Source organism: Devosia sp. P1_H9, assembly GCF_056405135.1.
The window spans coordinates 315406-339456 of record NZ_JBFUCQ010000001.1; the positions used below are offsets into that span (position 1 = coordinate 315406).

Genomic DNA, 24051 nt, shown 5'->3' on the forward strand with positions numbered 1-24051 from the left:
GTACCGTCAGCTCACGTAGGTGTCCCTGCCCTTGCGCATCAGGCGCCGCGGTCCGGTACCTTCCTTGCTCAGGTAGTCCTCGTGGTTCATCAGCGGGCAACTGATCGTGGACAGGCACCCGCAGCCAATGCAGCCGTTAAGCTCGTCGCGCATGCGCGTCATCAGCACGATTCTCCTATCGAGCTTTTCGTGCCAGACCTCTGACATGGCTCGCCAATCATCCGCCGTTGGGATGTGGCCCACCGGCACATGCTCCAGCGCCTCTGCCACTTCGCTGAGCGGAATGCCGAGCTCCGTGCCCATGCGGATGATGGCCAGCCGCCGCAGCACGTCGCGGTCGTAGCGCCGCTGGTTACCCGAGGTGCGGTGGCTGCGGATCAGCCCCTTCTTCTCGTAGAAATGCAGCGCCGACACCGCAAGGCCGCTGCGCTCGGCCACCTGGCCGACCGAAAGTTCACGCGACATTCTGCAGAATACCTCTTTACCTCAACCACACTTGAGGTTGTAAAGCCTCACCGACAATTTGAACAGCCCAGCAGGATTCGACATCATGACGACCACTCAAAACGGCTGGCGCGACCTGTTCGCGGATGGCCGGGCCCTCGCCGTGACCGTGTTTATCGGCGGCGTCGGCATGAACGCCATCGAAGTCTATATCGGCTCGACCCTGATGCCATCGGTGGTGGCCGAGATCGGCGGGCTCGACCTGTTCGCCTGGGTGACGACGGTGTTCATCGTCGCCTCGATCATCGCCTCGATCTTTGCCGCGGTGCGGCCGTTCGGGCTCGGCCCGAGGCAGAACTACCTGATCGCCACGGGCATGTTCGCCCTGGGCAGCCTGATCTGCGGACTGGCGCCATCCATGCCGGTGCTGCTGCTCGGCAGGGCGCTGCAGGGCTTTGGCGGCGGCCTGCTGGCGGCACTCACCTTCATGATGGTCCGGCTGGTGTTCCCGCAGCACCTGTGGGCCCGGGCCTTCGCGCTGGCTTCCGCCATCTGGGGCATCTCCACGCTGGTCGGCCCATCCATTGGCGGGATCTTTGCCGAGCTCGGCATCTGGCGTTGGGCCTTCTTCATCCTCGTCCCCTTTGCGGGGCTGGTCGGCCTGCTGGCGGTCAAGGTGGTGCCGGCGAGGAGCAGCGAGGCGGGCATGAGCAGCCTGCCGGTCCGCCAGATCGGCCTCATGGTGGTCGCAGTGCTGCTACTGTCGACCGCTGGCGCGGTGTCTGGCGACGTGATGCTGGCGGCCGGCCTGACGGTAGTCGCGATTCTCGCGCTGATTGCGCTTGCGATGATCGAGCGGAGCGCCACGCAGAAGCTCCTGCCGACCGGGACCTTCCGCTTCGGCACGCTGCTCGCCTCGCTGTTCGGCGTCATGGTGCTGCTGCAGATGGCGATCACCAGCGACATCTTCATTCCGCTGTTCCTGCAGACGCTACACGGCATGGGCCCGCTCGCTGCCGGCTACATGGTGGCGCTGGTCGCGGTTGGCTGGAGCTCGAGCTCGATGCTCACCGCCGGCTGGACGGAAGGCCGGGCGCGCCTCGTGATCTCCGGCGGGCCATTGCTGGTGCTTGTCGCAGCGGTTGGCCTGGCGCTGTCCGTTGGCCACGCGAACCCATCGGGAAGCCTCGCCTTTATCGTTCCGATCGGCCTGTCGCTGCTGGTCATGGGCGTCGGCATCGGCACCGCCTGGACCCAGCTCACGCCGCGCGTGATGCAGGCCGCGCCAGATGGTGAGCACGATGTCACGTCGGCGGCACTGAGCACCATCCAGCTCTTCGCCTCGGGCCTTGGCGCAGCCCTGGGCGGCCTTATCGTCAACCTCGCCGGCCTCGCCGGCGCGACCCCGACACCTGTCGCGGCGGCCAACTGGCTCTACGGCCTGTTCATCATCGTCGCGATTGCGGCGGTGCCGATCGGCTTCAGCATCGCGAGGACGGAGGCGCGGATCGCGGCCGTGCCACAACCGGCGGAATAGCCGGACTGACGGAATTTGCTACCGACTGGCGCCCCGGCGCCTCCTCGGCGGCATCCATCCTGACCGGCGGAGCGATGCTGCCTGCTCCTCCGGTCGGACTCGCGGTGCCGGCGATCATCGCGCTGGGCGTGATCGACCGGCACCGCGAAAACCAATTGCTCCACCACCCGCGGAGCCTGCATGGCGGGTCACATCTTCTTGTAACTCAAAGCCTTTTGGAACCAGCCGGCTGCCATGACGTTCGATAGGGACTGGTCCCTGACGGGATCGCTTCTCTTGGAGGCTCGAATGGAAGGACTTGGTTGGATCCTCAGCATCGTCATCGGTGCTTTGGCCGGTTGGATCGCCGAAAAGATCATGAAGACGAACCAGGGACTGCTGATGAACATCGTCCTCGGTATCGTGGGTGCAATCGTCGGTAACTTCCTCCTGATGTTGATCTTCGGCGCTACCATGGGCGGCATCGTCGGTCAGTTGATCGTCGCGGTAATAGGCGCCTGTCTGCTCATCGCCATCGTCCGCGCGTTCCGCGGCCGGCGCACGGTCTGATACCTCCGCGAGGGGCGCCGATTGGCGCCCCTCGCGCTCACACCGTCTTCAGCCAGCCGCCATCGACGAAATAGGTCGAGCCGGTCGAGTAGCTGGCCTTGTTCGAGCACAGGAAGATGAAGAAGTTCGCCATCTCCTCGGGGGTGGCGAAGCGCTTCATGCCCCCCGCTTCGTCGGCAACGCTCTGCAAATGGGCCTCAAACCCGTCTTCGCCCGCGAGCTGCTTGGCGGTTTTCACCCAGTCGGGCGTCCGCACCAGCCCGGGGTTCACGGTGTTCACCCGGATATTGTCGCCAACCACCTCGTTGGCGAGGGTCTTCGAAAACATCATCAGCGCCGCTTTGGTGGTGTTGTAGATCGGCTCGTACCACAGCGGCTGCACCGCGCAGATCGAGGCGTTGTGGAGGATCGCGCCGCCGCCATGGGCCTTCATCTGGGGCACCAATCCGCGACCGAGCCGCACCGCGGCCATCACGTGCAAGTCCCAGTAGTACTGCCACTTGGCGTCATCGGCCTCGGCGATCGTCTCGTTCGAGCCGGTACCGGCATTGTTGACGAGGATATCGGCGCCGCCGAGCCGCTCTGCGGCTGCGATCACGCGGGCGCAGCCCTCAGCCGTCGCGACATCCGCCGCAACGCCATGGGCCTCTACGCGGTACTTCGCACCGATCCGCGCCGCCTCGGAATGGAGCCGCTCGCTGCCCCGCGCCGTGATCAGCACATTGGCGCCCTCCGCGGCAAAGCCTTCCGCCACCGCCAGCCCGATGCCGACGCTGCCGCCGGTGATGACGGCGAGTTTGTTCTTGAGCCCGAGGTCCATTCTTTGATTCCCCTAGAAGACCCCTCACCCGCCCCGGCTTCGCCGGTCTCCCTCTCCCCGTCGGGGAGAGGGATTGGTGCCCTGATCGAACCGCAGCGTATCTTTCTCCCCGTCTGGGAGAAGGTGGCGCGAAGCGCCGGATGAGGGGGCTAAGCGTCCATCAATATCTGCAGCTTCACATCCGTCGGCCGCCCCTCGACCGCGCGGTCGAACGCCTTGATCGAGTCCTCGAACGTGAACGTCTCGGAGATCAGCGGCCTCAGGTCCACCCGACCCGAGGCCATCAGCGCAATCGCGCGGTCGTATTGGTGGGCGTAGCGGAACACCGAGGCGATGGTGATTTCCTTCACCGACAGCGACGCGATGTCGAAGTTCACTGGATCGACGGGCAGGCCGACCACCACGATAGTGCCACCCGGGCGGACCACGTCGACAATGCCCTGCCAGGCGCGCGGGCTGCCGGAGCACTCGAACACCACGTCAGCGCCCCAGTTCTCGGTCAGGCGGTTCACCTCGGCAAGGAGGTTCTGATCCCTGACGTTGACCGGGATGATGCCCTGGTACTGGGCGGCGATATCGAGCTTGGGCTGTGCCAGGTCGGTGATGATCACCCGCGAACAGCCGCCGGCCAGTGCCGCCAGAGCCACCATGGTGCCGATGGGGCCGGCGCCCATGACGATCGCCGTGTCGCCGGGAGTGATCTTGGCTTTGGTCGCCGCCTGCATGCCCACCGCAAACGGCTCGACCATCGCGCCTTCGGCAAAGCTCACATTGTCCGGCAGCTTGAACGTGTAATTGGCCGGATGCACCACGTAAGGCGTCAGTACGCCGTGGATCGGCGGTGTGGCCCAGAAGGTCACCGCTGGGTCGATATTGTACATGCCAAGCCGCGACGCCTTGCTGTTCGGATCCGGCACGCCCGGCTCCATGCAGACCCGATCGCCGACCTTGAGGTTGGTGACCCCTTCGCCGACTTCGACGATGGTTCCCGCAGCCTCATGCCCAAGCACCATCGGCGCGTTGACCACGAACGGGCCGATCCTGCCGTGGGTGTAGTAGTGCACATCGGAGCCGCAGACGCCCACCGTATGGAGCTTGATCTTCACCTGCCCGGGGCCGACTTCAGTCGGAAGATCGATGTCACGGAGTTTCAGTTCGTGCTGCTTCTCGAGCACGAGCGCGCGCATTTTAGTCATTGGACCTGAGAGACTTCCTCGCCGACTTTGTAGTGATGCGTCGGACCTGTGGCGCCTTCGACCGGCGGCTTCATCGCCCCGGTCATGATCGCCACGGCGTCCGACATCGAAAATTCCTTGGGGTTGATTATCGCGATGCGCTTGCCGAGCCGGTGAATATGGATCCGGTCGGCCACCTCGAACACATGCGGCATGTTGTGCGAGATAAGCACGATCGGCAAGCCGCGGCGTTTGACATCGAGCATCAATTCCAGCACCCGCCGGCTCTCCTTGACGCCCAGCGCCGCCGTGGGCTCGTCCATGATCACCACGCGCGAGCCGAACGCCGCGGCGCGCGCCACCGCGACGCCCTGGCGTTGACCGCCGGACAGCGTTTCGACCGACTGGTGGATGTTCTGAATGGTGAGCAGACCCAGTTCGCTCAGCTTGTCGCGCGCGATCTTGGCCATGCCAGACCGATCAAGCCGCCGGAACCACTGCCCGCTCCAGCCAGGCTTCCGCAACTCGCGCCCGAGGAACATGTTGTCGGCGATCGACAAAGCCGGCGAAAGCGCGAGGTTCTGGTACACCGTCTCGATGCCGGCTTTGCGCGCGTCCATCGGCGACTTGAAATGCACCGGCTGGCCATCGAGCAGGATCTCGCCGCTGTCGGGGATCACGGCACCGCAGAGCGCCTTGATCAGCGTCGACTTGCCCGCGCCGTTGTCGCCGATCACCGCGAGGATCTCGTTGCGGCGGAGGTTGAAGTCCGCGTTGTCGAGCGCCACGACGCGGCCATAGCGCTTGTTGAGGCCCCTGCCCTCGAGAACAATGTCCCCAGCGTTGCCGGACGGCACGCCACCCATACTGATCGTGTCGCTCATGCCGAAATCTTCCTGATCCACTGGTCGATGGTAACGGCGACGATGATCAGCACGCCGACCGCGAAGTCCTGCCACAGGAGGGCAAGGCCCGAGAGGGCCAGCCCGTTGCGGAACACGCCCACGATCAATGCACCGAACAGGGTGCCCACGATCGAGCCGCGTCCACCGAAAAGGCTCGTGCCGCCGATCACCACGGCGGTGATCGAGTCGAGGTTGGCGGTCTGGCCGGCCTGCGGACTGACGCCGCCGATGCGGCCGATCAGGACCCACGCTGCGATGGAGCAGATGAGTCCGGCAAGCGCATAGACCGCCAGCAGCACGCGGTTGGTATTGATACCCGACAGCCGCGCCGCGTCAGGGTCGTCGCCGGTCGCATAGACATGCCGACCAAAGGCGGTGCGCCCCAGAATGTAGCTGAGAATGATCGCAACAACGATCATCAGGATCGAGCCATAGGTCACCACCCAGCCCCGCAGCCAGGGCAGGTCGAGACCGAAGAACAGCCCGATATCGTAGAGCTTGAAGAGCTTCCCCAGCCACAGGAGGAACGGCGCAGCCGCCTCCATGTCCTGCGACCGGATGGTCTCGCTGTTGGAATAGAAGGTGTTGAGCGCGCCGAAAATGCTCCACGTGCCCAGCGTCACGATGAACGGCGGCAGCCGTAGCATGGTGACCAACAGGCCATTGAGGTAGCCGCAGGCGAGGCCAGCGAGCAGGCCCAGCGGGAAGGCGAGCCAGACCGGCACACCGAACACCACGGCCGTACGGCCCATGACCACCGAACAGAGGATCATGATAAGACCGACGCTCAGGTCGATGCCGGCGGTGAGGATCACCAGCGTCTGGGCCATGCCCAGGATGGCGACGATGGTCACCTGCTGCAGCACCACCGAGAGGTTCAGGGGCGACAGGAATTTGCCGGGAGCCGCGATGGCGAAGATCACGCTGCTGACCACGAGCACGATCAGCGGAATCATCGTGGGGTACTCGTGCAGTATCCCCTGGATGGTCCGGATGATCCCCTTGCGGTCTTCCTCGAAGCTCGCAACCTCCGTTGCGGCGCCCTTCAAGCCAGTTTCAGCCGTTGCCGAGCCGGTGGCGTCGTCACTCATCGTGTCCCCTCTCCCCTAGGACATGTCTACCAGAAGTCGGCCCCCGCGTGGAACGCGGGAGCCGGATGGTGTCAGGCTAGACGATCAGCCCCAGCAGAGCTCGGCACCCTTGGTGGTGTCGATAGACTCCACCCCGGCGACCGGCTTGTCGGTGACAAGCGTTGCACCCGTGTCGAGGAAGCCCATCGCCGGATCGATTGGCGGAATGGTGCCGCTAACGATCGCGTCGAGAGCCATCGAGGCCATCTTCAACGGGTACTGCTGGCTGGTGGCGCCAATCACGCCCGACTTGACGTTGGCGACGCCCGGGCAGCCACCGTCGACCGAGACGATCAGCACCGAGCCATCATCCTTGCCAACAGCTTTCAGCGCTTCGTAAGCGCCGGCCGCTGCCGGTTCGTTGATGGTGTAGACCACGTTGACGTTCGGGCACTTCTGCAGCGCATTCTCCATCGCCGTGCGGCCCTTTTCCTGGTCGCCCTGGCTGATCTCGTGCGTGCAGATGCGCGCGTCGTCCTCGTCGCCGTACTTGTTGGGATCCTTCACGTCGATGCCGAAGCCGGCCATGAACCCCTGGTCGCGCAGGTAGTCGACGGTCGGCTGGTTGGTAGCGAGGTCGAGAGCAACGATTACAGCGTCCTTGGCCTTGTCGCCCAGCGTGCCTGCAGCCCACTGGCCGATCAGCATGCCGGCCTTGCGGTTGTCGGTGGCGAAGGTCGCGTCGGCCGCGTCCATCGGATCGAGCGGGGTGTCGAGCACAATGACTTTGAGACCGGCGTCACGTGCCTTCTGGATGGTCGGCACGATGGCCTTCGAATCCGAAGGGACGATGGCGAAGCCCTTGGAGCCTGCCGAGATCTGGTTCTCGATGCAGGCGACCTGCCCATCATTGTCGCCGTCGAACTTGCCGGCGCAGGCGATGAGCTTCACCCCGAGTTCCTTGGCTTTCGCCTCGGCGCCTTCGCGCATCTTCACGAAGAACGGGTTGGTCTCGGTCTTGGTGATGAGACCGACCGTAACGTCCTGCGCATAGGCCGTGCCGGCCATTGCCACGGCCATCACGGCGCCGGCCAGCGTCAGCTTAAGAAAACCGAATTTTCCCATAAATTCCTCCCAATGTTGCGTTGCCTGCCTCGCCTGCCGGTTGGCTCCGGAAGCTGGGCAGAAGGCAAGGGCGACGTGCTGTTGCACGCACTCCTCCCCGAGCCGAACGCGATATTCAGCGCAACGGCTGCGGGCTGTCAATAAATTAATCCACTTGATTTATTAATTGACACGCGGGACGCGACGGATAATCCTTTCGTTCGGGAGGGGGTGCGAACCCCATGTAATCGATTGCACTTTTGTCTCCATCGTGGCTTCACTGCGCGCGACGGAGAACGGACGAATTGTCAATAAATGCAGTCGAAGAGAGGTCGGGAGCAGTGGTTAGCGGGCCCAGCACCAGAGAGGCCGGATTGAAGCCGGGAGCCGCCAGCCGCGGCACCAACCAGACCGGCGTGCGCCTCTACAACGAGCGACTGGTGCTGTCCCTGATCCGTCGGCACGGCGACCTGCCCAAGGCCGACATCGCCCGGATGACCGGCCTGTCGCCGCAGACCATCTCGATCATCACCAACGCGCTGGAGGCCGACGGGCTGCTGCTGCGGGGCAAGCCGTTGCGCGGCAAGGTGGGCCAGCCGCTGGTGCCCTATTCGCTCAACCCCGAGGGGGCACTGAGCTTCGGGCTGAAGATCGGGCGGCGCAGCGTCGATCTCTATCTCATCAATTTCACCGGTGAGATCCTGAAGCTCCTGCACAAGACCTACCCCTACCCCACGCCCGACGGCATCCGTGAGTTCGCCCGTGCCGGCATCGACGAACTGCTCGAAGGTATGCCGGCGCCACTGGTGGCGCGCATCGCCGGGCTCGGCATCGCGGCGCCCTACGAGATGTGGACCTGGCATGAGGAGATCGGTGCGCCCAAGGCCGAGATCGACGCCTGGCGGCAGGTCGATGTGCGCAAGATGATGGCTGCGATCTGCCCCTGGCCGGTGTATTTCGCCAACGACATCACCGCTGCATGCGCCGCCGAGCTGATGTTCGGTTCGGGTGCCGACCACATCGACTATCTCTACGTTTTCATCGGTTCGTTCATCGGCGGCGGGCTGGTGCTCAATGGTCACCTGTTCCCTGGCCGCACCCAGAACGCCGCCGCGCTCGGCTCGATGCCGGCGCGCGATCCCGGCCATGTCGTGCCCGCTGGCCGCAGCCCACAGCTGATGAATGTCGCCTCTATCTACGTGCTGGAGCGCGAACTGCTGGCCAGCGGACGCAACCCGGAGATTCTCTGGCAATCGCCCGATGACTGGGGCGACGACCTGGGCGACGTGCTCGAGCGATGGATCGACGAGGTGGCCGAAAGCCTCGCCTACTCGATCGTTGCGGCCATCGCGGTGATCGACGTCGAGACCGTGCTGATCGATGGCGCCTTCCCCAGCCATGTGCGCAGCCGCATCATCGAGCGCACCGACGCGGCGATCGCCCGGCTCAACCGGCAGGGGCTATCGCAATTCAAGCTGCTGCCCGGCAGCATCGGCAACGCCGCTCGCGCCATGGGCGGCGCTTCGCTGCCATTGCTGGCCAATTTCACGCAGGACCGCGAAGTCCTCTTCAAGGATAATGCTTAGTTTCCAGGCGTAGCGGGGAAGCGCGCCACGCAGTAACGACTTCCAAAGCTTCCGGTGTCAGTGTCTGGGCACCACGACTACGGCCACCATGTCAGACACAGAACGTGCCAAGCCAGGACGATCCTTCCCACTAGTCGTGATGACTTCAGTGCTGATCGTCTTTGCCGTTACCGTGGCGCTACTCGGTGCCTTCGTGCTCTGGACCGCCGGCGAAGTCGACGCGGACGCGCTCAACCGGCAAAGCATGCGGGTGGCGCATTCGGTCCGCGACCAGCTCGAGACCGTCCCCTACGACCAGCAGAGCGTGACCATCTGGGACGACACGATCGAGGCGGTCGAGCGGCACGACTACGCCTGGCTCGACAACAATATCGGCGGCTGGACCTACGAGTATTTCGGCCACGACGAGAGCTACATCCTGCTCCAGGACGACGAACCCGCCTACGCCTCGGTCGACGGCAAACGACGCGAGCCCAGCGCCTTCGCGTCACGGGCCGAACAAGTGCTCCCCTTTGTCACCGAGGTTCGCGATCTGGCGCGTGCCGGCTATGCCGACAAGCCACCATCGGTGAGCGATTTCGCCCTCATCGACGGCAAGCCGGCGATTGTCAGCGTCACCCCGATCGTCTCCGATACCGGCAACATCCAGCTCGCGCCCGGAACCGAGCCCATCCTTGCCAGCATCGCCATGCTCGATCTCGACTACGAGATGTGGCTCATCGAAAAGTACCTGGTGGAAGTCGGCAGGTTTACCTCGACCCCGGGCAGCTCGGCATTCGACGCGTTTCCGGTGACCAACCGGGCCGGCCGGATCGTCACCTTCTACGAGTGGGAGCCGTACCGGCCGGGCGAAACGCTGCTGCAGCGTACTGCCCCAGCGCTTGCTGCCGGCTTCCTGGTCATCAGCGTCGTCGTGGCGCTGCTGCTGCTCGGGCTCTGGCGCTCCTCCAGCGCCCTCGAGACCAAGAGCGCTGAGGCCGAGCGCCGCGCCACCGAGGATTCGCTGACGGGGCTGCCCAACCGCCTGAGCTTCGACCGCCAGTTCGAGGGTCGGCTCGCGGCCGCCAAGCTGCGCGATCCGCCGCTGGCGCTGCTGATGCTCGATCTCGACCGCTTCAAACAGGTCAACGACACGCTCGGCCACCATGCCGGCGACGATCTGATACGGGCCGTCGGAGACCGGCTGCGCGATGTCGTCGGTCCGACGGACGTGCTGGCGCGGCTGGGGGGCGACGAGTTCGCCATCCTCCATTCCTGTCACGGCGGCACCAACGAAGTCTCCGGTCTCGCCCATCGCATCGTCGAGAGCATCGCCAAGCCGTTCCGCATCCAGGGTAGCGACGCCTTCGTCGGTGTCTCGATCGGCATCGTCGTCGCCAGCGGCAACCAGCGTGACAGCCGCGACCTCAGCCGCAAGGCCGATATCGCGCTCTACGAAGCCAAGTCGGCCGGCCGCAACCGCGCCGCGGTCTACGAGGAGACGATGGATGAGCAGGTGCAGAACCGGCACATCATCGAGGCAGAGCTGCGCGAGGCGTTGCGCAGTCCCGGCCAGCTCTGGGTCGCCTTCCAGCCGCTCTGCGACAGTAACGAGGTGATCGTCGGTGCCGAGGCGCTGCTGCGCTGGACCAACCCGAAACTCGGAGTAATCGCGCCATCGCGCTTCATTGCCATCGCCGAGAGCACCGGCCTGATCGAGCAACTGGGCGAGTTCGTGCTGCGTCGTGCCGCCGAATTCGGCGCCCGCTGGCCCGGCCGCACCATTGCCGTCAACATCTCGCCGGCGCAGTTGCGCAACCCGACCTTCGTCGATCGCGTCTTCAGCTTGCTCGCCGACACCGGCATGCGGCCCACTGACCTTGAATTCGAGATCACCGAGGGCATCCTGCTCGACGATGAATTGACCGCCGCGAACACTATTCAGAGCTTCCGCGAGGCCGGCATCCGGATCGCCCTCGACGATTTCGGTACCGGCTATTCCTCGCTCAACTACCTCAAGCGCTATCCGGTTGATCGCATCAAGATCGACCGCTCGTTCGTCGCGCAGTTGTCGACGGCCAATGCATCCAACGCCATCGTCCAGGCCATGGTAACATTGGCCCACGCCCTCGGCATCGAGGTCACCGCCGAGGGGGTGGAGACCGACGAGCAGTTCCGCGTCCTAGTCGCGATGGGCTGCAACACCTTCCAGGGTTTCCTGTTCTCGACCCCGCTCGCGGTTGGCGACATCGACGCCCGCTTTGCCGGACCGCTCGCCGCCTGAGCCTAGCCGGCCGCGTCGAGCACCGCCGCCAGCCGTACCTCGCGCTGCCTCACGCCATTGGCCCCGTCTCCGCCAGCGGCCCACAGCGCTGCCAGGCGACCGTTTTCGAACAGCGCATAAAGACAGGGGGCGACATAGCTGTTGCGGGAGATGGCCGGCGTGTTCTGGAGGAACGCCGCCACCTGTTTGGTCACTGCCGCCATCTGCCGCTTCCGCGCCCTGACCGACTCTGCGGGCTCGAGTTTTGCCAGTGCTTCGCCCGCCAGCGCGCTCGCGTGCAGCGTCCGGAAGTCCTTCGCGGTCACGGCCACGCCGGCGATCTCGCGCAGGTAGCGGTTGAGGTCCTCGGTGCGTATGGCGCGGGCTTTGCCATCATCGTCGCGATACATCAGCAGACGGCGGCCGGGGATGGACTTCACCTCGAGTATTGCCGCAGCCAGCCTCGGATCGGTGAAACCGTAGCTGGCCTTCTTGCCGCTCTTTGCCGGAAAGCCGACATGAACCTCATCGCCATGCACGGTGACATCGCGGCTATAGAGCGTACCGGCGCCGCGCGTCCCGTGAGCGTCGAGATAGCGCTCGCGCCCGACCCGCATGGCCGTCCGGTCGATGAGCGCCACGCCGATGGCAAGGGCCAACTCCTTGCTGCCGGCCTCTGCCTCCAGCCCCTCCCGTACGCGCCGCCGGAGCCGTGGGAGGGCCGCAGTCAGCAGCGTCAGTTGCTGCTGCTTGTGCCGGGCACGACGCGCCTCCCAATCGGGGTGGTAGATGTACTGGAGGCGCCCGGCGGCGTCGGTGCCGAACGCCTGGATGTGAGCCCGCGGGTTGGCGGCGATGCGCACGTCGGTCCAGGCTGGAGGGATGCCAAGCCCGCGCGCCCGCTCTCTGATCTCCGGGTCGCGGATCAACTCGCCTTCAGCGTCGGTAAACCCGAAAGTGCGTCCGTGTTTTCGGCGGCGGATAGTCAGATCATCGCGTCCGACGCGCTTCAGTCGCGTCACTCGCCCTACACGCCCGTAGTGGTGTTGGGCGGCGGCGCTATCAGGAAAAACACCAGGTAGATCAGCCCGAAGGCGAGGACGATGCCGATGAAAGACCAGATCAGCACGCGGAAGTTCATCAGCCGCCGGCTGCCCTGGCGAACTTCCGTCGTAGACTTTTGAGCATCAAACGTTCGCATGGCGCTACTCGCTTGCAGATGAATGTGAAAATCAACGTTCCCACCGACCCGCGGTTCCGTCCCCACTTGACCGTGACGACCTGAACGCAGACTTTGGGACATGCTGATCACGGCCGCGTCATGACCATTTCCCCCGAGCTTCTCACCCGCATGATCAAGGCGGGCGCCGGCGAGGTTCCGGCCGATGTAGTGATCAAGAACGTCCGCCTGCTGGACGTGATCTCCGGATCGATCACCCACACCGATATCGCCATCGTCGCCGATCGCATCGTCGGTACCTACGGCTACTACAACGGCGCCCGGCTGATCGAAGCCGACAACCGTTTCGCCGTCCCCGGCTTCATTGATACGCACCTGCACATCGAATCCTCGCTGGTGACGCCGTTCGAGTTCGACCGCTGCGTCCTGCCCCACGGCGTCACCACGGTGATCTGCGATCCTCATGAGATCGCCAACGTGCTTGGCGCGGACGGCATCCGGTACTTTCTCGAGTGCGCTGAGCGCACCGTGATGGACATCCGGGTCAACCTCAGTTCCTGCGTGCCGGCGACGCCCTTCGAAACCTCGGGAGCTCGGCTCGAAATCGCCGACCTCGAGAAGTTCCGGCATCACCGGCAGGTCATCGGCCTCGCCGAAGTCATGAACTACCCCGGAGTGCTGTCAGGCGATCCCGGCATCATCGCGAAACTGGTCGCCTTCCAGGGCGGGCACATCGACGGCCACGCGCCGCTGGTCACCGATCTGGCGCTGAATGGCTATCTGGCCGCCGGCATCCGCACCGACCACGAGTCTACCACCGCCGTGGAGGCGCGCGAGAAGCTGAGCAAGGGCATGGCCATCCTGATCCGCGAGGGCTCGGTGTCCAAGGATCTCGAGGCCCTGGCCGAGATTCTCGATGCCAATACCTCGGCTTACGTGGCTCTGTGCACGGATGACCGCAACCCGCTCGACACGCTGGAGGAGGGCCATCTCGACAGCTCGATCCGGCGCCTCATTGGCCGTGGCAGGCCGCTGCACCATGTGTACCGGGCCGCCTCCCACTCGGCCGCGCGCATTTTTGGGCTAAAGGACCGCGGCCTCGTTGCCCCCGGCTACCGCGCCGACATCGCCCTGCTCGATGACCTCGAAGGCTGTCGAGTCGCCGAGGTGATCTCCGGCGGCCGCCTGGTCCGCCCGGAGTTGTTCGAGGCGCGACAGCCGGTGCCACCGGTTGGGCTCGCCTCGATGAAGGCGCAACGGGTCGGCCCATCGACGTTCATCGTGCCGCCAAACCCTCGCCAGAACGAAACGCCGGTGATCGCTGTCCGACCGGGTCTGATCCTCACCTATCGCGAAAGCGCTACCCTCGAAGTCTCGGACAAGGGCACCCTGCCCGACATCGAGAACGACGTGATCAAGATCGCGGTCATCGAGCGGCACGGCATCAACGGCAACGTGGCGCTGAGCTTCACCAAGGGGTTCGGGTTGAAGCGCGGCGCTATTGCGTCGTCGGTCGGCCACGACAGCCACAACATCACGGTGGTCGGCGCCGACGACGAGGACATGGCCGTGGCGGTGAACCGGCTGATCGAACTGGGTGGCGGCTTCGCCGTGGCCGACGGCGGCCGGGTGACCGCCGAGCTGGCGCTGCCGATCGCCGGGTTGATGAGCCTCCTCAGCTTCGAGACCGTCGCCGACAAACTCCACCACCTGCGCCAGGCGGCATTCGCGCTCGGTTGCACCCTGCCGGAGCCGTTCCTGCAGGTGGCGTTCCTCGCCTTGCCGGTGATCCCGCACCTGAAGATGACCGACCGGGGGCTGTTCGACGTGGACAAGTTCGACTTCGTCAAATGAGCTTCGCGAGCCGCTTCGTCGCCGACCTCTACAAGCTGCCCAAGCGCAAATGCGGCATCTTCCGCACCCGCAATATCCGCGTGCCCATGTATGACGGCATCGCGTTGGCGACCGAGCACTTCGCACCCAAACTGCCGGGCAAGCACCCGACCATCCTGATGCGCGAGCCCTATGGTCTGTCGGGCTTCGCCACCATCGGCGAGGTCTATGCCGAGCGGGGCTTTCATGTGGTGCTGCAAGCCTGCCGCGGCACCGACAAGTCGGAGGGTGAGTTCGACCCGTTCGGGCATGAACGCGACGATGGGCTCGCGACCATCGACTGGATCAAGGCGCAGCCCTGGTTCGATGGCCGCCTCGGCACGTCCGGCCCGAGCTACCTCGGCTATGCCCAGTGGGCGATCTGCGATGCGCTCCCCAAGCAGTCCGCGATGGCCATCAAGGTGACCAGCGCCGAGTTCCGCTCCATCGTCTTTCCCGGCGGCGGCCTCGCCGTGGGCCTGTGGCTCAGCTGGATCCAGACCGTCGAAGGCTTGCGCGGCAACCCGCTGCGGACCGCTCAGCGCATGTTCACCGGCGGCATCGAGCGCGCCACCCTCCGCGCGACCATGAAGTTGCCACTGCGCGATGCCGACAAGCGCGTTACCGGGCGCGAAGTGCCGTTCTGGCGCCGCTGGATGGACGAGGCGATCGGCAACGACGCGTTCTGGCAGCCACTTGACCATACCCACCGCATCGGTAGCCGCACCCCGCCGGTGAGCTTCACCTCGGGCTGGTACGATTTCATGCTCGACCAGTTGCTGCGCGACTACGCAACGCTGGTCGATGCCGGCCACACGCCGCAGTTGACCATCGGCCCATGGTTCCACGTCAGCTCGGACCTGCAGATGGAGAGCGTCAAGCAGACGCTCGAGTGGATGAACGCCAAGCTCCTCGGCGACGCCAGTGGGTTGCGCTCCAAGCCTGTGCGGCTCTACGTCTCCGGGCTCGACGAGTGGCGTGATTTCGACAGCTATCCGCCGGTGCAGCCGGACAACCAGATCTGGCATATCCACCCCGACAAGGTGCTATCGCAACGCCCGGTCCGCGCCTCGCCGCCCGATACCTATACCTATGACCCCGCCCATCCGACGCCTGCCGTCGGCGGAGCCATGTTTGCCTTCAACGGCGCCGGCCCGGTCGACAACGCGCCGCTGGAGAAGCGCGACGACGTGCTGGTCTATACCTCGGAGCCGCTGTTCAACCCGATCACTATCCTCGGCCAGGTCCGCGTTGCGCTGCATGCGCGTTCGACGCTGACCAATACCGATTTCTTCGTGCGGCTCTGCGATGTGGACGAGAAAGGCATCTCGACCAACATCTGCGACGGGATCATCCGCAAGACCTCGGCCGATCCGGCGGTGACGGACGACATCTGGAAGCTCAACTTCCGCATGCACGCCACGGCGCACCGCTTCAATCGAAACCACAGGCTGCGCGTCATCGTCGCCAGCGGCGCCCACCCGCGCTACGCTCGCAACACCGGGACCGATGAACCGCTGGGCGAGGCATCGCACCTCGCAACGGCGGATATCGAGATCTTCCACGATCCGGCGCGCCCAAGCGCCATCCACCTGCCGGTCGTGGAACTCGATCGGGCTTAGTTATAGAAGCCTGCCTCGCGACAGTCCCGGATCGAGATCGTATCGAGGTTGATCTTGGCGAGCGCCGCGTCCATGCCGTCGGCATGCTCCGCCCAGTAGCTCGAGGGATCAGCCACGATCACCCCAGCTGGCGGCTCTTCCGGCGTATTGGACGCCAACGAGTCCGCCTGCCGGAACCGCAGCGCGTCGCACTGGCGATCCACCCGGGCAGCATCCGTCGGCGAAAGCTCGATGCCCTTGATGGCGCTCTGCGCCATGGCGGGAGTGGCCAGCCCGGCAAGTACGGCGATCAGCAGAATCTGCTTCATCTTCATTCTCCTGCACGAACCATAACCGCGCCGCTGGCGAAGTTCATTGCCAACATATGAAAAGGGCGCGGTGTCTGCACCGCGCCTTGTGTGTCAGTCTTAGTTGGCCGTCACTTCACGAGGCCGGCATCCTTGCAGGACTCGTAGGTCAGCAGGGCCAGATCGATGCTCTTCGTGGTCGTGGCATCGATACCGGCATCGGTTTCACCCGAGGTAGCGTCGGTGCTCGTCTCGGCACTAGCGGCGGTGTCGGTGCTGGTAGCACCGCTATCCGTCTGCGCCTTGGCAGCCAGCGTGTCGCACGCCGCCTGAACCTTGGGTAAATCCTCTGCCGACACAGTAACGCCGCCCACCACCGTCTGCGCAATCGCAGCGCCGGAGAACAACATCGCACCAGTCAGGGCCATGGCGGAAATAAAGGAACGAGTCATTGAAAGTCTCCTACCGTTCTTTTCTTTTGAGGCCCAGGGAGTGGCCTGCCCCGAGAACGGCAGAGGTTGGGCATGGTTGCCCATTGCAAACATTTGTGACCAGGGAACCTACACGCTCGCCAATTTGATCTTTTCGCGCGCCGCGTGGAGAATTGGCTCTGTATAGCCCGATGGCTGCGATGCGCCTTCGAGCGCCAACGCCAGCGCCGCCTGGTAGGCGATCGACGTATCGAAGTGCCCGGCCATTGGCAGATACAGCGGATCGCCGGCGTTCTGCCCGTCGACCACCGCCGCCATTTTCTCGAACGAGCTCTTGACCTCGGCCTCGCTAACCAGCCCGTGCTTCAGCCAGTTTGCGACCGCCTGCGAAGAGATGCGGCAGGTGGCGCGGTCTTCCATCAGCCCCACATTGTTGATGTCGGGCACCTTGGAGCAACCGACGCCCTGATCGACCCAGCGCACGACGTAGCCGAGAATGCCCTGGGCATTGTTGTCGAGCTCGCGGATGATCTCGGCCTTCGTCAGCGTCCAGGCATCGAGCACCGGCATCGAGAACAACTCGCCTAACCCCGGCGTCGCCTGGTTGTGGCGGCGCTTCTGCGCCTCGAACACGTTGATCTGGTGGTAGTGGAGCGCATGCAACGTCGCCGCCGTCGGCGACGGCACCCAGGCGGTATTGGCGCCAGCATTGGGATGCGCCGCCTTGCTCGCCAGCATCGCCGCCATATCGTCCGGCCGAGCCCACATGCCCTTGCCGATCTGCGCCTTGCCGGAGAACCCGGCAGCGAGCCCGATCAAGACGTTCCGGTCCTCGTAGGACTGGATCCACTTTTCGGCCTTCACGTCGTCCTTGCGCAGCACCGGACCGGCCAGCATCGAGGTGTGGATCTCGTCGCCGGTGCGATCGAGGAAACCGGTGTTGATGAAGAACACCCGGCGACGCGCCGCGTGGATAGCAGCCTTGAGGTTGGCAGAGGTGCGTCGCTCCTCGTCCATGATGCCGATCTTGATTGCTTCGGGCTTGAGGCCGAGCATTTCCTCGACCGCGCCGAAGATATCGCAGGCAAACTGGACCTCGTCCGGCCCGTGCATCTTCGGCTTCACCACGTAGATGGCGCCGGTGGTCGAGTTGACCTTGTCACTGAGCGCGCAGAGCGCCGTCACCGCCGCATCCATCAGCCCTTCGCCGATCGGCTGGCCGGCCGGGTCGAGCACTGCCCTCGTGCTCATCAGGTGGCCGACATTGCGCACCAGCAGCAGTGCCCTGCCCTTGAGGGTCAGCGGCTGGCCGTTGATGTCCTTGTACTGCCGGTCGGCGTTTAGCTTGCGGGTGAGCGGCTTGCCGCCCTTCTTGAACGTTTCGCTCAGGGTGCCGTTCATCAGCCCGAGCCAGTTGCGATAGACCCCAACCTTGTCCTCGGCATCCACCGCCGCGACGGAATCCTCGCAGTCCTGAATGGTGGTCAGCGCAGACTCGATCACGAGATCAGCAAGGCCGGCCTTGTGCGAGGCGCCGATGGTGTTCGACGGGTCGATCACCATCACCACGTGTAGCCCATTGTGGCGCAGCACCAGCTCGCCACGCTCCTGGGTACCGCCGTAACCGACGAACTGCGCCGGATCCTTCAGCACAACGCGGCCGGCAGCGGTGTCTGCCACGAAGATTCTCTGTTCGCGCGTGCTGTCGGTGTGATTGCCAAGGATGTCGGAAAAGACCTCCCGGATGGTGCCCGTGACCACGTGGTAACCGGTGACGTCACGATGGCTACCCGAGGAGAGCGGGAACGACGCATCGAGGAACTCGGCAGCCCGCTCAACCACCGCAGCAGCGCGCGCTGCGTTGAAGCCCTTGCCCGGCGCCAGTTCGTCCTCGCGCGAAATCGCATCGGTGCCGTAGAGCGCGTCATAAAGGCTGCCCCAGCGGGCGTTGGCGGCGTTCAGCGCATAGCGCGCGTTCGACACGGGCACCACCAGTTGCGGGCCGCAGATCGATGAGATTTCAGGGTCCAGCCCCGTCGTCTCGATGGTGAAATCTTGAGGTTCGGCGACGAGGTAGCCGATCTCCTTGAGAAACGACTGGTACTTCGCAGGATCGGCGCCGACCGGGCCGTTGGCCTTGTGCCAGTCATCGATCTGGGTCTGGATCCGGTCACGGATCGCCAGCAGTTCGCGGTTCCTCGGCGCAAAATCCCGCACCAGCCCGGCAAGCCCGCTCCAGAACTGCTCGGCACTTACCGCGGTCCCCGGAATGGCTTCCTTTTCGACGAAATCGACCAGCAGCCGATCGACCTTGAGGCCGGATTTCTCGATGTAGTCAGCCATTTCTATCCTCAGTCTTTCCGCACCCGCCGGGTAATTCCCGCGAAAGCGGGAACCTCTGTTTCCTTCGCTTGCCGAGAGATTGCAAACGGAGTTTCCTGCTTTCGCGGGATGAACCCGTGCGAGCGGCAAGTTACGCGGCAAGCGCCGACTTCATCGGCTTGCCCATCACGTAGGTCTCGACCACCGCGCGGTCGTCGCCGCAGGTCTGCAGCAGGAACAGCTCCTGCTCCAGCGAATTGCAGGTTTCCATCCGCAGCGCCATCTGCGGCGTTGCGCCGGAGTTCAGCACTACGATGTCGGCTTCCTTGCCCGCCTCCAGCGTGCCGATGCGCCCGTCGAGGCTCATCGCCCGGGCGTTGCCCAGCGTCATATGGAAGAACGAGCGGAACGGCGTCAGCCGCTGGCCGCGCAGCTGCATCACCTTGTAGCCCTCGTCCATGGTGCGCAGCATCGAATACGAGCTGCCGCCGCCCACGTCGGTCGCCGTAGCGATCCGCACCCCGCGCTCATGCTGCCGTTCGTAATCGAACAGGCCGGAGCCGATGAACAGGTTCGAGGTCGGGCAGAACACCGCTACGGACCGCGTCTCCGAGATCACCTCGGTCTCGCGATGGCTGAGGTGGATGCAGTGCCCGAGCAGCGTCTTGGGTCCGAGTAGGTGGAACTTCTCGTAAATCCCGACATAGTCCCCGTAGTTCGGGAACAACTCGTTGGCGTAGGCGATCTCGGCGAGATTCTCGCTGACATGCGTCTGGATGTGGAGGTCCGGAAACTCCCGCGCCAGCGCCTCGGCCATCGCCATCTGCTCGTGCGTCGAGGTGATGGCAAAACGCGGCGTGATGGCGTAGTGCGCCCTGCCCCGCCCATGCCACTTCGCGATGCCGGCCTTGGTATCGTCGTAGCCCGACTGTGGCGTATCCATCAGGCCCGGCGGCGCGTTACGGTCCATCATCACCTTGCCGCCGACCATCAGCATGTCGCGCTTCTCGGCCTCGCCGAAGAACGCATCCACCGATTGCGGGTGCACCGAGCAATAGGCGGCCGCCGTGGTGGTGCCGTGCCGGATCAGCTCGTCGAAGAAGCGCGAAGCGATACGGGTCGCGTGCGCCTCATCCCCGAACCGCTGTTCCTCGACAAAGGTGTAGGTGTTGAGCCACTCCAGCAGCGCCGCCGCATAGGCGCCAATCACCTGCATCTGCGGGAAATGGATATGCGGGTCGATGAACCCCGGCATGATCAGGTGCGGCCGGTGGTCGATGATGTCGGCCGCATCGTGATGTGACGCAGCGCGCTCGTTCCACTCGCCCACCATGACGATCTTGCCGTCGCCGATCACCACGGCGCCGTCCTCGATGTAGCGATACGAGGCGTGGTCGTCCCGCCTCCGCGGCTCCTCGACGAAGGTCAGCACGCGCCCGCGAAGAATGGTGATCTTCACTGCGAGCCCTCGCGGAACCAGGCGACGATCAGCGCGCGCTCCTCGTCGGTCATGTCGGTGACGTTGCCGGGCGGCATGGCGTGCGAATAGCCGGCCTGCATCGCCACCTGCTCGGCGTGGTTGGCGACGGCAATGTCGTTGTCGAGGATCACGTTCTTGGGTGCCTCGGCGATGCCCTCCCACGCCGGCTCGGCGGTATGGCACATCGTGCAGCGGGTCTGCACCACATCGGAAGCAGCGCGGAAATGCGGCGACTGCATCAGCAGCGTCGCCTGGGGCGAAGCAACCGTTTCCGCCCCGGTCGGCAGCTTCGGGCCGCTCGATAGCCAGGCGCAGAGGATGAAGATCACGATCACCAGCGGCCAGGTCCAGGTCGGGTTGCCCTTACGCGCATGGCGAGTGTTGAAGAAGTGCCGGATCAGCACGCCCTCGAGGAAGATCAGCGAGGCGATCAGCCAGTTCCACTGCGTGGCGAAGGCCAGCGGGTAGTGGCTCGATAGCATGAAGAAGATCACCGGTAGGGTGAGGTAGTTGTTGTGCAGGCTCCGCTGCTTGGCGATCTTGCCGTACTTGGCATCCGGCACCCGCCCCGCCTTCAGGTCCGCCACCACGATCTTCTGGTTGGGGATGATGATCATCGCGACGTTCGCTGCCATGATCGTCGCGGTGAACGCACCCATGTGCAGCATCGCGGCCCGGCCGGTGAACACCTGCGTGTATGCCCAGCTCATCGCCGTGAGGATGGCGAACAGCACCACCATCAGCCCACCGGTCGAGTTGCCGATCCGCGACTTGCAGAGCAAGTCGTAGGCGTACCAGCCGAAAACGATCGAACCGAGCGAGATGAGGATCGCCTGCCAGTTCGCGATGTCGAGCACGTGCCGGTCGATGAGGAACAGGTCGGCGCCGAAATAGTAGACGACGACCAGCAACATGAACCCAGAAATCCAGGTGAAATAGCTCTCCCACTTGAACCAGGTCAGGTGCTCGGGGAGGAAATCCGGCGCCACCAGATATTTCTGGATGTGGTAGAAGCCGCCCCCGTGGACCTGCCACTCCTCGCCATGCGCCAGCGGCGGCAGGCTCGGCGTCTTCCGCAATCCCAGGTCGAGCGCGATGAAGTAGAAGCTCGAGCCGATCCAGGCGATGGCGGTGATTACGTGCGTCCAGCGCACCGCAAAACTCAGCCATTCCCAGAAGATTGCGTAGTCGGTCATCGGTTCCCTAGTCCCTGCCAACCCCACCGGTGTCATTCCCGCGAAGGCGGGAAGCGGGGTCGTCCCAAATGCCCTGGTGCGGCGGTTGGTCCGCACTAGCTCCCGCCTTCGCGGGAATGACGCTAGGTGATGGACACCACCCGTGAAAAGAGGCGGACTCGCGCCCGCCTCCTCTCAGTTCATAGCGAAATCAGGCAGCGCTTTCGACGCCCTTGACGAACCAGTCCATCACCGCGAGGTCGGCGTCGGAGATCACTTCGCCTTCCTTCACCTTCAGGTTGCCGTCCTGGTCGTAGATCGGGCCGGTGAAAATGTTGAACGTGCCGTCCTTGTAGCCGGCCTGAATCTTGTCCGCCTCGGCGACGACGTCCGCCGGGACCGCCTTGTTGTAGGGCGAAATCACCACGGTGCCTTCCTTGAAGCCATCCCAGGTGTCGGTCGAAGTCCAGGTGCCATCGACGATCGCCTGGGCGCGCTCGATGTAGTACGGGCCCCAGATGTCCTCGATGGCGGTGAGGTGGGCGTTCGGCGCGAAGCTCGACATATCTGCGCCCTGGCCGAAGCCATGGAGGCCCTTCTGCTCGAGGATCTGCAGAGCCGCCGGACTATCGGTGTGGGTGGTGACGATATCGCAGCCGAGGTTGATCAGCGTCTCGGTGGCCGCGGCCTCCTTCGGCGGGTCGAACCAGCTGTCGATCATCACCAGCTTGACCTTGGCGTCGGGGTTCTTCCGCTGCGCCGACAGCGCGAACGAGTTCACGCCCAGCACCACTTCGGGCACCTTGTACGAGCCGAGATAGCCGAGCGTCCCGGACTTGCCCATCATCCCCGAGATCGTGCCGAGCACGGCGCGGCCTTCGTGGAACTTGGAGTTGTAGGTCGAGACGTTGTCGGCGCGCTTGAAGCCCGTGGCGTGCTCGAACTTCACGTCCGGGAATTCCTTGGCGACTTCGATGGTCTGATCCATGTAGCCGTAGGAGGTGGTGAAGATCAGCTTGCAACCCTGCTGGGCCAGGTCGCGGATCACCGGGATGGCCGAGGCGTCTTCAGCGACGTTCTCGACATAGATCGTCTCGACCTTGTCGCCGAGCGCGGTGTTGACCGCTTCGCGGCCCTTGTTGTGGGCCCAGGTCCAGCCATAGTCGCCGATCGGCCCGAGGAAGATGAAGCCGATCTTGATCTTTTCCTGCGCGAAGGCAGTACCGCCGACCAGCGGCAGGGCCGCGGCGGCTGCGCCTGCGGCAGCGATGAAGTGGCGGCGATTGAGATTTGCCATGGACGTCTCCTGTTACGTTATTGGCGTTTCTACGTTGCGGGAAGAAAGGGCTTGCCGAGGCAAGCAGGCGCGTTGAGGCCGACCCGATCCCGCATGGAGATCAGCGTCAGGACCACAACGGTCATGAGGTAGGGCATCGCTGCCCAGAACTGCGACGGCAGGATCGAGAACCCCGCCGCCTTGGCGTAGAGCTCGAGCGCCATCAGGATGCCGAAGAAGTACGCCCCGGCAAGCAGCCGACCAGCGCGCCAGCCGGCGAACACAACGAGCGCCAGCGCGATCCAGCCACGGCCCGCGGTCATCCGCTCGGCCCACATCGGGGTGATCACCATGGAGAAGTACGCCCCGCCTATGCCTGCCATGGCGCCGCCGAAGGCGACCGCTGCGTAGCGCACGCCGACCACTGAGTAGCCGATCGAGTGCGCCGAAAGGTCGTTCTCGCCGACCGCGCGCAGGATCAGACCCGAACGGGTGGATTTGAGGAACCAGCCGACCGCGAACACCATGATCAGCGCGAAGTAGACGATCGGCGAGTAGCCGAAGAACACTTTGAGTAGCGGATCACGGGCCAACTCGGGCGGGAAGATCGAGCCGAACTGCGGGATGATCCGGCCGACGAAACTAAGGCCGGTCAGCGAAGAGAGACCCGTGCCGAAAATGGTCAGCGCCAGGCCGGTTGCTACTTGGTTGGAATTCAGCGTCAGGACGAAGAAGCCGAACAGCGACGCAGCAAGCGCTCCCGCGACCCCCGCGCCGAGCACTCCGAGCCACGGGTTTCCGGTCACGACCGTCGCCGCGAACCCGGCGATTGCGCCGACCAGCATCATGCCTTCGACGCCCAGGTTGAGGACGCCCGATTTCTCCACCACCAGTTCACCGAGCCCCGCAAGCAGGATCGGTGTCGAGATACCGACGATGGTGATGATGGCTGCGATGATGAAATCCATGCTCAT

The 24051-nt window shown here is 64.5% G+C and carries 21 protein-coding genes; 6 read left to right on the plus strand and 15 right to left on the minus strand.

What is annotated here, in order from left to right; all coding sequences use genetic code 11:
- Positions 1 to 6: 6 nt before the first annotated feature.
- Positions 7 to 465: a redox-sensitive transcriptional activator SoxR gene (soxR, locus tag AC1DYL_RS01645; protein ID WP_477171808.1), complete on the minus strand. Its 459-nt coding sequence runs from the start codon at positions 463 to 465 to the stop codon at positions 7 to 9.
- An 85-nt stretch (positions 466 to 550) separates the two neighbouring features.
- Between soxR and AC1DYL_RS01650 the strand changes: the two genes are divergently transcribed.
- Entirely contained in the window at positions 551 to 1981 is a 1431-nt protein-coding gene (locus tag AC1DYL_RS01650; protein WP_477171809.1) for an MFS transporter, read from the plus strand.
- A gap of 288 nt (positions 1982 to 2269) precedes the next feature.
- Entirely contained in the window at positions 2270 to 2530 is a 261-nt protein-coding gene (locus tag AC1DYL_RS01655) for a GlsB/YeaQ/YmgE family stress response membrane protein (RefSeq protein WP_477171810.1), read from the plus strand.
- Positions 2531 to 2567: 37 nt separating this feature from the next.
- Here AC1DYL_RS01655 and AC1DYL_RS01660 read toward each other — a convergent pair whose 3' ends face one another.
- From AC1DYL_RS01660 to AC1DYL_RS01680, 5 genes are all read right to left on the minus strand, one after another.
- Entirely contained in the window at positions 2568 to 3350 is a 783-nt protein-coding gene (locus AC1DYL_RS01660) for an SDR family NAD(P)-dependent oxidoreductase (protein WP_477171811.1), read from the minus strand.
- Between the two features lie 149 nt (positions 3351 to 3499).
- A complete protein-coding gene (locus AC1DYL_RS01665; protein ID WP_477171812.1) occupies positions 3500 to 4546 on the minus strand; it encodes an NAD(P)-dependent alcohol dehydrogenase in 1047 nt (348 codons plus the stop codon).
- Complete coding sequence (locus AC1DYL_RS01670; RefSeq protein ID WP_477171813.1) at positions 4543 to 5409, minus strand: ATP-binding cassette domain-containing protein; 867 nt, start codon at positions 5407 to 5409, stop codon at positions 4543 to 4545. Before AC1DYL_RS01670 ends, AC1DYL_RS01665 begins: the two co-directional genes overlap by 4 nt.
- The gene (locus AC1DYL_RS01675) at positions 5406 to 6521 is read right to left on the minus strand and encodes an ABC transporter permease (RefSeq protein WP_477148748.1); all 1116 of its coding nucleotides are present in this window, start codon (positions 6519 to 6521) and stop codon (positions 5406 to 5408) included. Before AC1DYL_RS01675 ends, AC1DYL_RS01670 begins: the two co-directional genes overlap by 4 nt.
- 84 nt (positions 6522 to 6605) lie before the next feature.
- Positions 6606 to 7625: a substrate-binding domain-containing protein gene (locus AC1DYL_RS01680; RefSeq protein WP_477171814.1), complete on the minus strand. Its 1020-nt coding sequence runs from the start codon at positions 7623 to 7625 to the stop codon at positions 6606 to 6608.
- A 353-nt stretch (positions 7626 to 7978) separates the two neighbouring features.
- Between AC1DYL_RS01680 and AC1DYL_RS01685 the strand changes: the two genes are divergently transcribed.
- Both AC1DYL_RS01685 and AC1DYL_RS01690 read left to right on the plus strand, forming a co-directional pair.
- Complete coding sequence (locus AC1DYL_RS01685) at positions 7979 to 9190, plus strand: ROK family protein (RefSeq protein ID WP_477148747.1); 1212 nt, start codon at positions 7979 to 7981, stop codon at positions 9188 to 9190.
- 139 nt (positions 9191 to 9329) lie between these two features.
- A complete protein-coding gene (locus tag AC1DYL_RS01690; RefSeq protein WP_477171815.1) occupies positions 9330 to 11453 on the plus strand; it encodes a bifunctional diguanylate cyclase/phosphodiesterase in 2124 nt (707 codons plus the stop codon).
- 2 nt (positions 11454 to 11455) lie between these two features.
- Here the strand turns inward: AC1DYL_RS01690 and AC1DYL_RS01695 are convergent, their stop codons facing one another.
- Together AC1DYL_RS01695 and AC1DYL_RS01700 are read right to left on the minus strand one after the other, a co-directional pair.
- A complete protein-coding gene (locus AC1DYL_RS01695; RefSeq protein WP_477171816.1) occupies positions 11456 to 12454 on the minus strand; it encodes a DNA topoisomerase IB in 999 nt (332 codons plus the stop codon).
- A gap of 5 nt (positions 12455 to 12459) precedes the next feature.
- Complete coding sequence (locus AC1DYL_RS01700; protein ID WP_477171817.1) at positions 12460 to 12633, minus strand: hypothetical protein; 174 nt, start codon at positions 12631 to 12633, stop codon at positions 12460 to 12462.
- Between the two features lie 120 nt (positions 12634 to 12753).
- Here AC1DYL_RS01700 and ade point away from each other — a divergent pair, with 120 nt between their 5' ends.
- Positions 12754 to 14466, plus strand: coding sequence for an adenine deaminase (gene ade, locus AC1DYL_RS01705; RefSeq protein ID WP_477171818.1), 1713 nt, complete (start codon positions 12754 to 12756; stop codon positions 14464 to 14466).
- Positions 14463 to 16106 carry a CocE/NonD family hydrolase gene (locus AC1DYL_RS01710; RefSeq protein ID WP_477171819.1) on the plus strand — a complete coding sequence of 548 codons (1644 nt, stop codon included), beginning with the start codon at positions 14463 to 14465 and terminating at the stop codon, positions 16104 to 16106. The genes ade and AC1DYL_RS01710 overlap by 4 nt, the downstream gene beginning before the upstream one ends.
- On the opposite strand, the gene AC1DYL_RS01715 is transcribed toward AC1DYL_RS01710, so the two are convergent.
- From AC1DYL_RS01715 to AC1DYL_RS01745, 7 genes are all read right to left on the minus strand, one after another.
- The gene (locus AC1DYL_RS01715; RefSeq protein WP_477148741.1) at positions 16103 to 16414 is read right to left on the minus strand and encodes a hypothetical protein; all 312 of its coding nucleotides are present in this window, start codon (positions 16412 to 16414) and stop codon (positions 16103 to 16105) included. The two genes, AC1DYL_RS01710 and AC1DYL_RS01715, sit on opposite strands and share 4 nt — an antisense overlap.
- 110 nt (positions 16415 to 16524) lie before the next feature.
- Positions 16525 to 16845, minus strand: coding sequence for a hypothetical protein (locus AC1DYL_RS01720; protein ID WP_477171820.1), 321 nt, complete (start codon positions 16843 to 16845; stop codon positions 16525 to 16527).
- 108 nt (positions 16846 to 16953) lie between these two features.
- Positions 16954 to 19167 (minus strand): malate synthase G, encoded by a 2214-nt coding sequence (locus AC1DYL_RS01725; RefSeq protein WP_477171821.1) that lies wholly within the window; start codon positions 19165 to 19167, stop codon positions 16954 to 16956.
- Positions 19168 to 19297: 130 nt separating this feature from the next.
- Positions 19298 to 20605 (minus strand): guanine deaminase, encoded by a 1308-nt coding sequence (gene guaD / locus AC1DYL_RS01730; RefSeq protein ID WP_477171822.1) that lies wholly within the window; start codon positions 20603 to 20605, stop codon positions 19298 to 19300.
- A complete protein-coding gene (locus tag AC1DYL_RS01735) occupies positions 20602 to 21822 on the minus strand; it encodes a urate hydroxylase PuuD (protein WP_477148737.1) in 1221 nt (406 codons plus the stop codon). Before AC1DYL_RS01735 ends, guaD begins: the two co-directional genes overlap by 4 nt.
- Before the next feature lie 190 nt (positions 21823 to 22012).
- On the minus strand, positions 22013 to 23098 hold the full coding sequence (locus AC1DYL_RS01740) for a BMP family ABC transporter substrate-binding protein (protein ID WP_477156545.1): 1086 nt from the start codon (positions 23096 to 23098) through the stop codon (positions 22013 to 22015).
- 29 nt (positions 23099 to 23127) lie between these two features.
- Positions 23128 to 24045, minus strand: coding sequence for an ABC transporter permease (locus AC1DYL_RS01745; RefSeq protein ID WP_477172025.1), 918 nt, complete (start codon positions 24043 to 24045; stop codon positions 23128 to 23130).
- Between the last annotated feature and the right edge of the window lie 6 nt (positions 24046 to 24051).

Excerpts from the sequence above, each read along its gene's own strand:
- AC1DYL_RS01735 (WP_477148737.1), bottom strand. The coding sequence starts at position 21,822 with ATGACCGACTACGCAATCTTCTGGGAATGGCTGAGTTTTGCGGTGCGC.
- AC1DYL_RS01745 (WP_477172025.1), bottom strand. The coding sequence starts at position 24,045 with ATGGATTTCATCATCGCAGCCATCATCACCATCGTCGGTATCTCGACA.
- AC1DYL_RS01690 (WP_477171815.1), top strand. The coding sequence starts at position 9,330 with ATGACTTCAGTGCTGATCGTCTTTGCCGTTACCGTGGCGCTACTCGGT.
- AC1DYL_RS01660 (WP_477171811.1), bottom strand. The coding sequence starts at position 3,350 with ATGGACCTCGGGCTCAAGAACAAACTCGCCGTCATCACCGGCGGCAGC.
- AC1DYL_RS01715 (WP_477148741.1), bottom strand. The coding sequence starts at position 16,414 with ATGAAGCAGATTCTGCTGATCGCCGTACTTGCCGGGCTGGCCACTCCC.
- AC1DYL_RS01650 (WP_477171809.1), top strand. The coding sequence starts at position 551 with ATGACGACCACTCAAAACGGCTGGCGCGACCTGTTCGCGGATGGCCGG.
- AC1DYL_RS01710 (WP_477171819.1), top strand. The coding sequence starts at position 14,463 with ATGAGCTTCGCGAGCCGCTTCGTCGCCGACCTCTACAAGCTGCCCAAG.
- AC1DYL_RS01725 (WP_477171821.1), bottom strand. The coding sequence starts at position 19,167 with ATGGCTGACTACATCGAGAAATCCGGCCTCAAGGTCGATCGGCTGCTG.
- AC1DYL_RS01665 (WP_477171812.1), bottom strand. The coding sequence starts at position 4,546 with ATGACTAAAATGCGCGCGCTCGTGCTCGAGAAGCAGCACGAACTGAAA.
- AC1DYL_RS01675 (WP_477148748.1), bottom strand. The coding sequence starts at position 6,521 with ATGAGTGACGACGCCACCGGCTCGGCAACGGCTGAAACTGGCTTGAAG.
- ade (WP_477171818.1), top strand. The coding sequence starts at position 12,754 with ATGACCATTTCCCCCGAGCTTCTCACCCGCATGATCAAGGCGGGCGCC.
- AC1DYL_RS01740 (WP_477156545.1), bottom strand. The coding sequence starts at position 23,098 with ATGGCAAATCTCAATCGCCGCCACTTCATCGCTGCCGCAGGCGCAGCC.
- AC1DYL_RS01720 (WP_477171820.1), bottom strand. The coding sequence starts at position 16,845 with ATGACTCGTTCCTTTATTTCCGCCATGGCCCTGACTGGTGCGATGTTG.
- AC1DYL_RS01700 (WP_477171817.1), bottom strand. The coding sequence starts at position 12,633 with ATGCGAACGTTTGATGCTCAAAAGTCTACGACGGAAGTTCGCCAGGGC.
- AC1DYL_RS01680 (WP_477171814.1), bottom strand. The coding sequence starts at position 7,625 with ATGGGAAAATTCGGTTTTCTTAAGCTGACGCTGGCCGGCGCCGTGATG.
- soxR (WP_477171808.1), bottom strand. The coding sequence starts at position 465 with ATGTCGCGTGAACTTTCGGTCGGCCAGGTGGCCGAGCGCAGCGGCCTT.
- AC1DYL_RS01670 (WP_477171813.1), bottom strand. The coding sequence starts at position 5,409 with ATGAGCGACACGATCAGTATGGGTGGCGTGCCGTCCGGCAACGCTGGG.
- AC1DYL_RS01655 (WP_477171810.1), top strand. The coding sequence starts at position 2,270 with ATGGAAGGACTTGGTTGGATCCTCAGCATCGTCATCGGTGCTTTGGCC.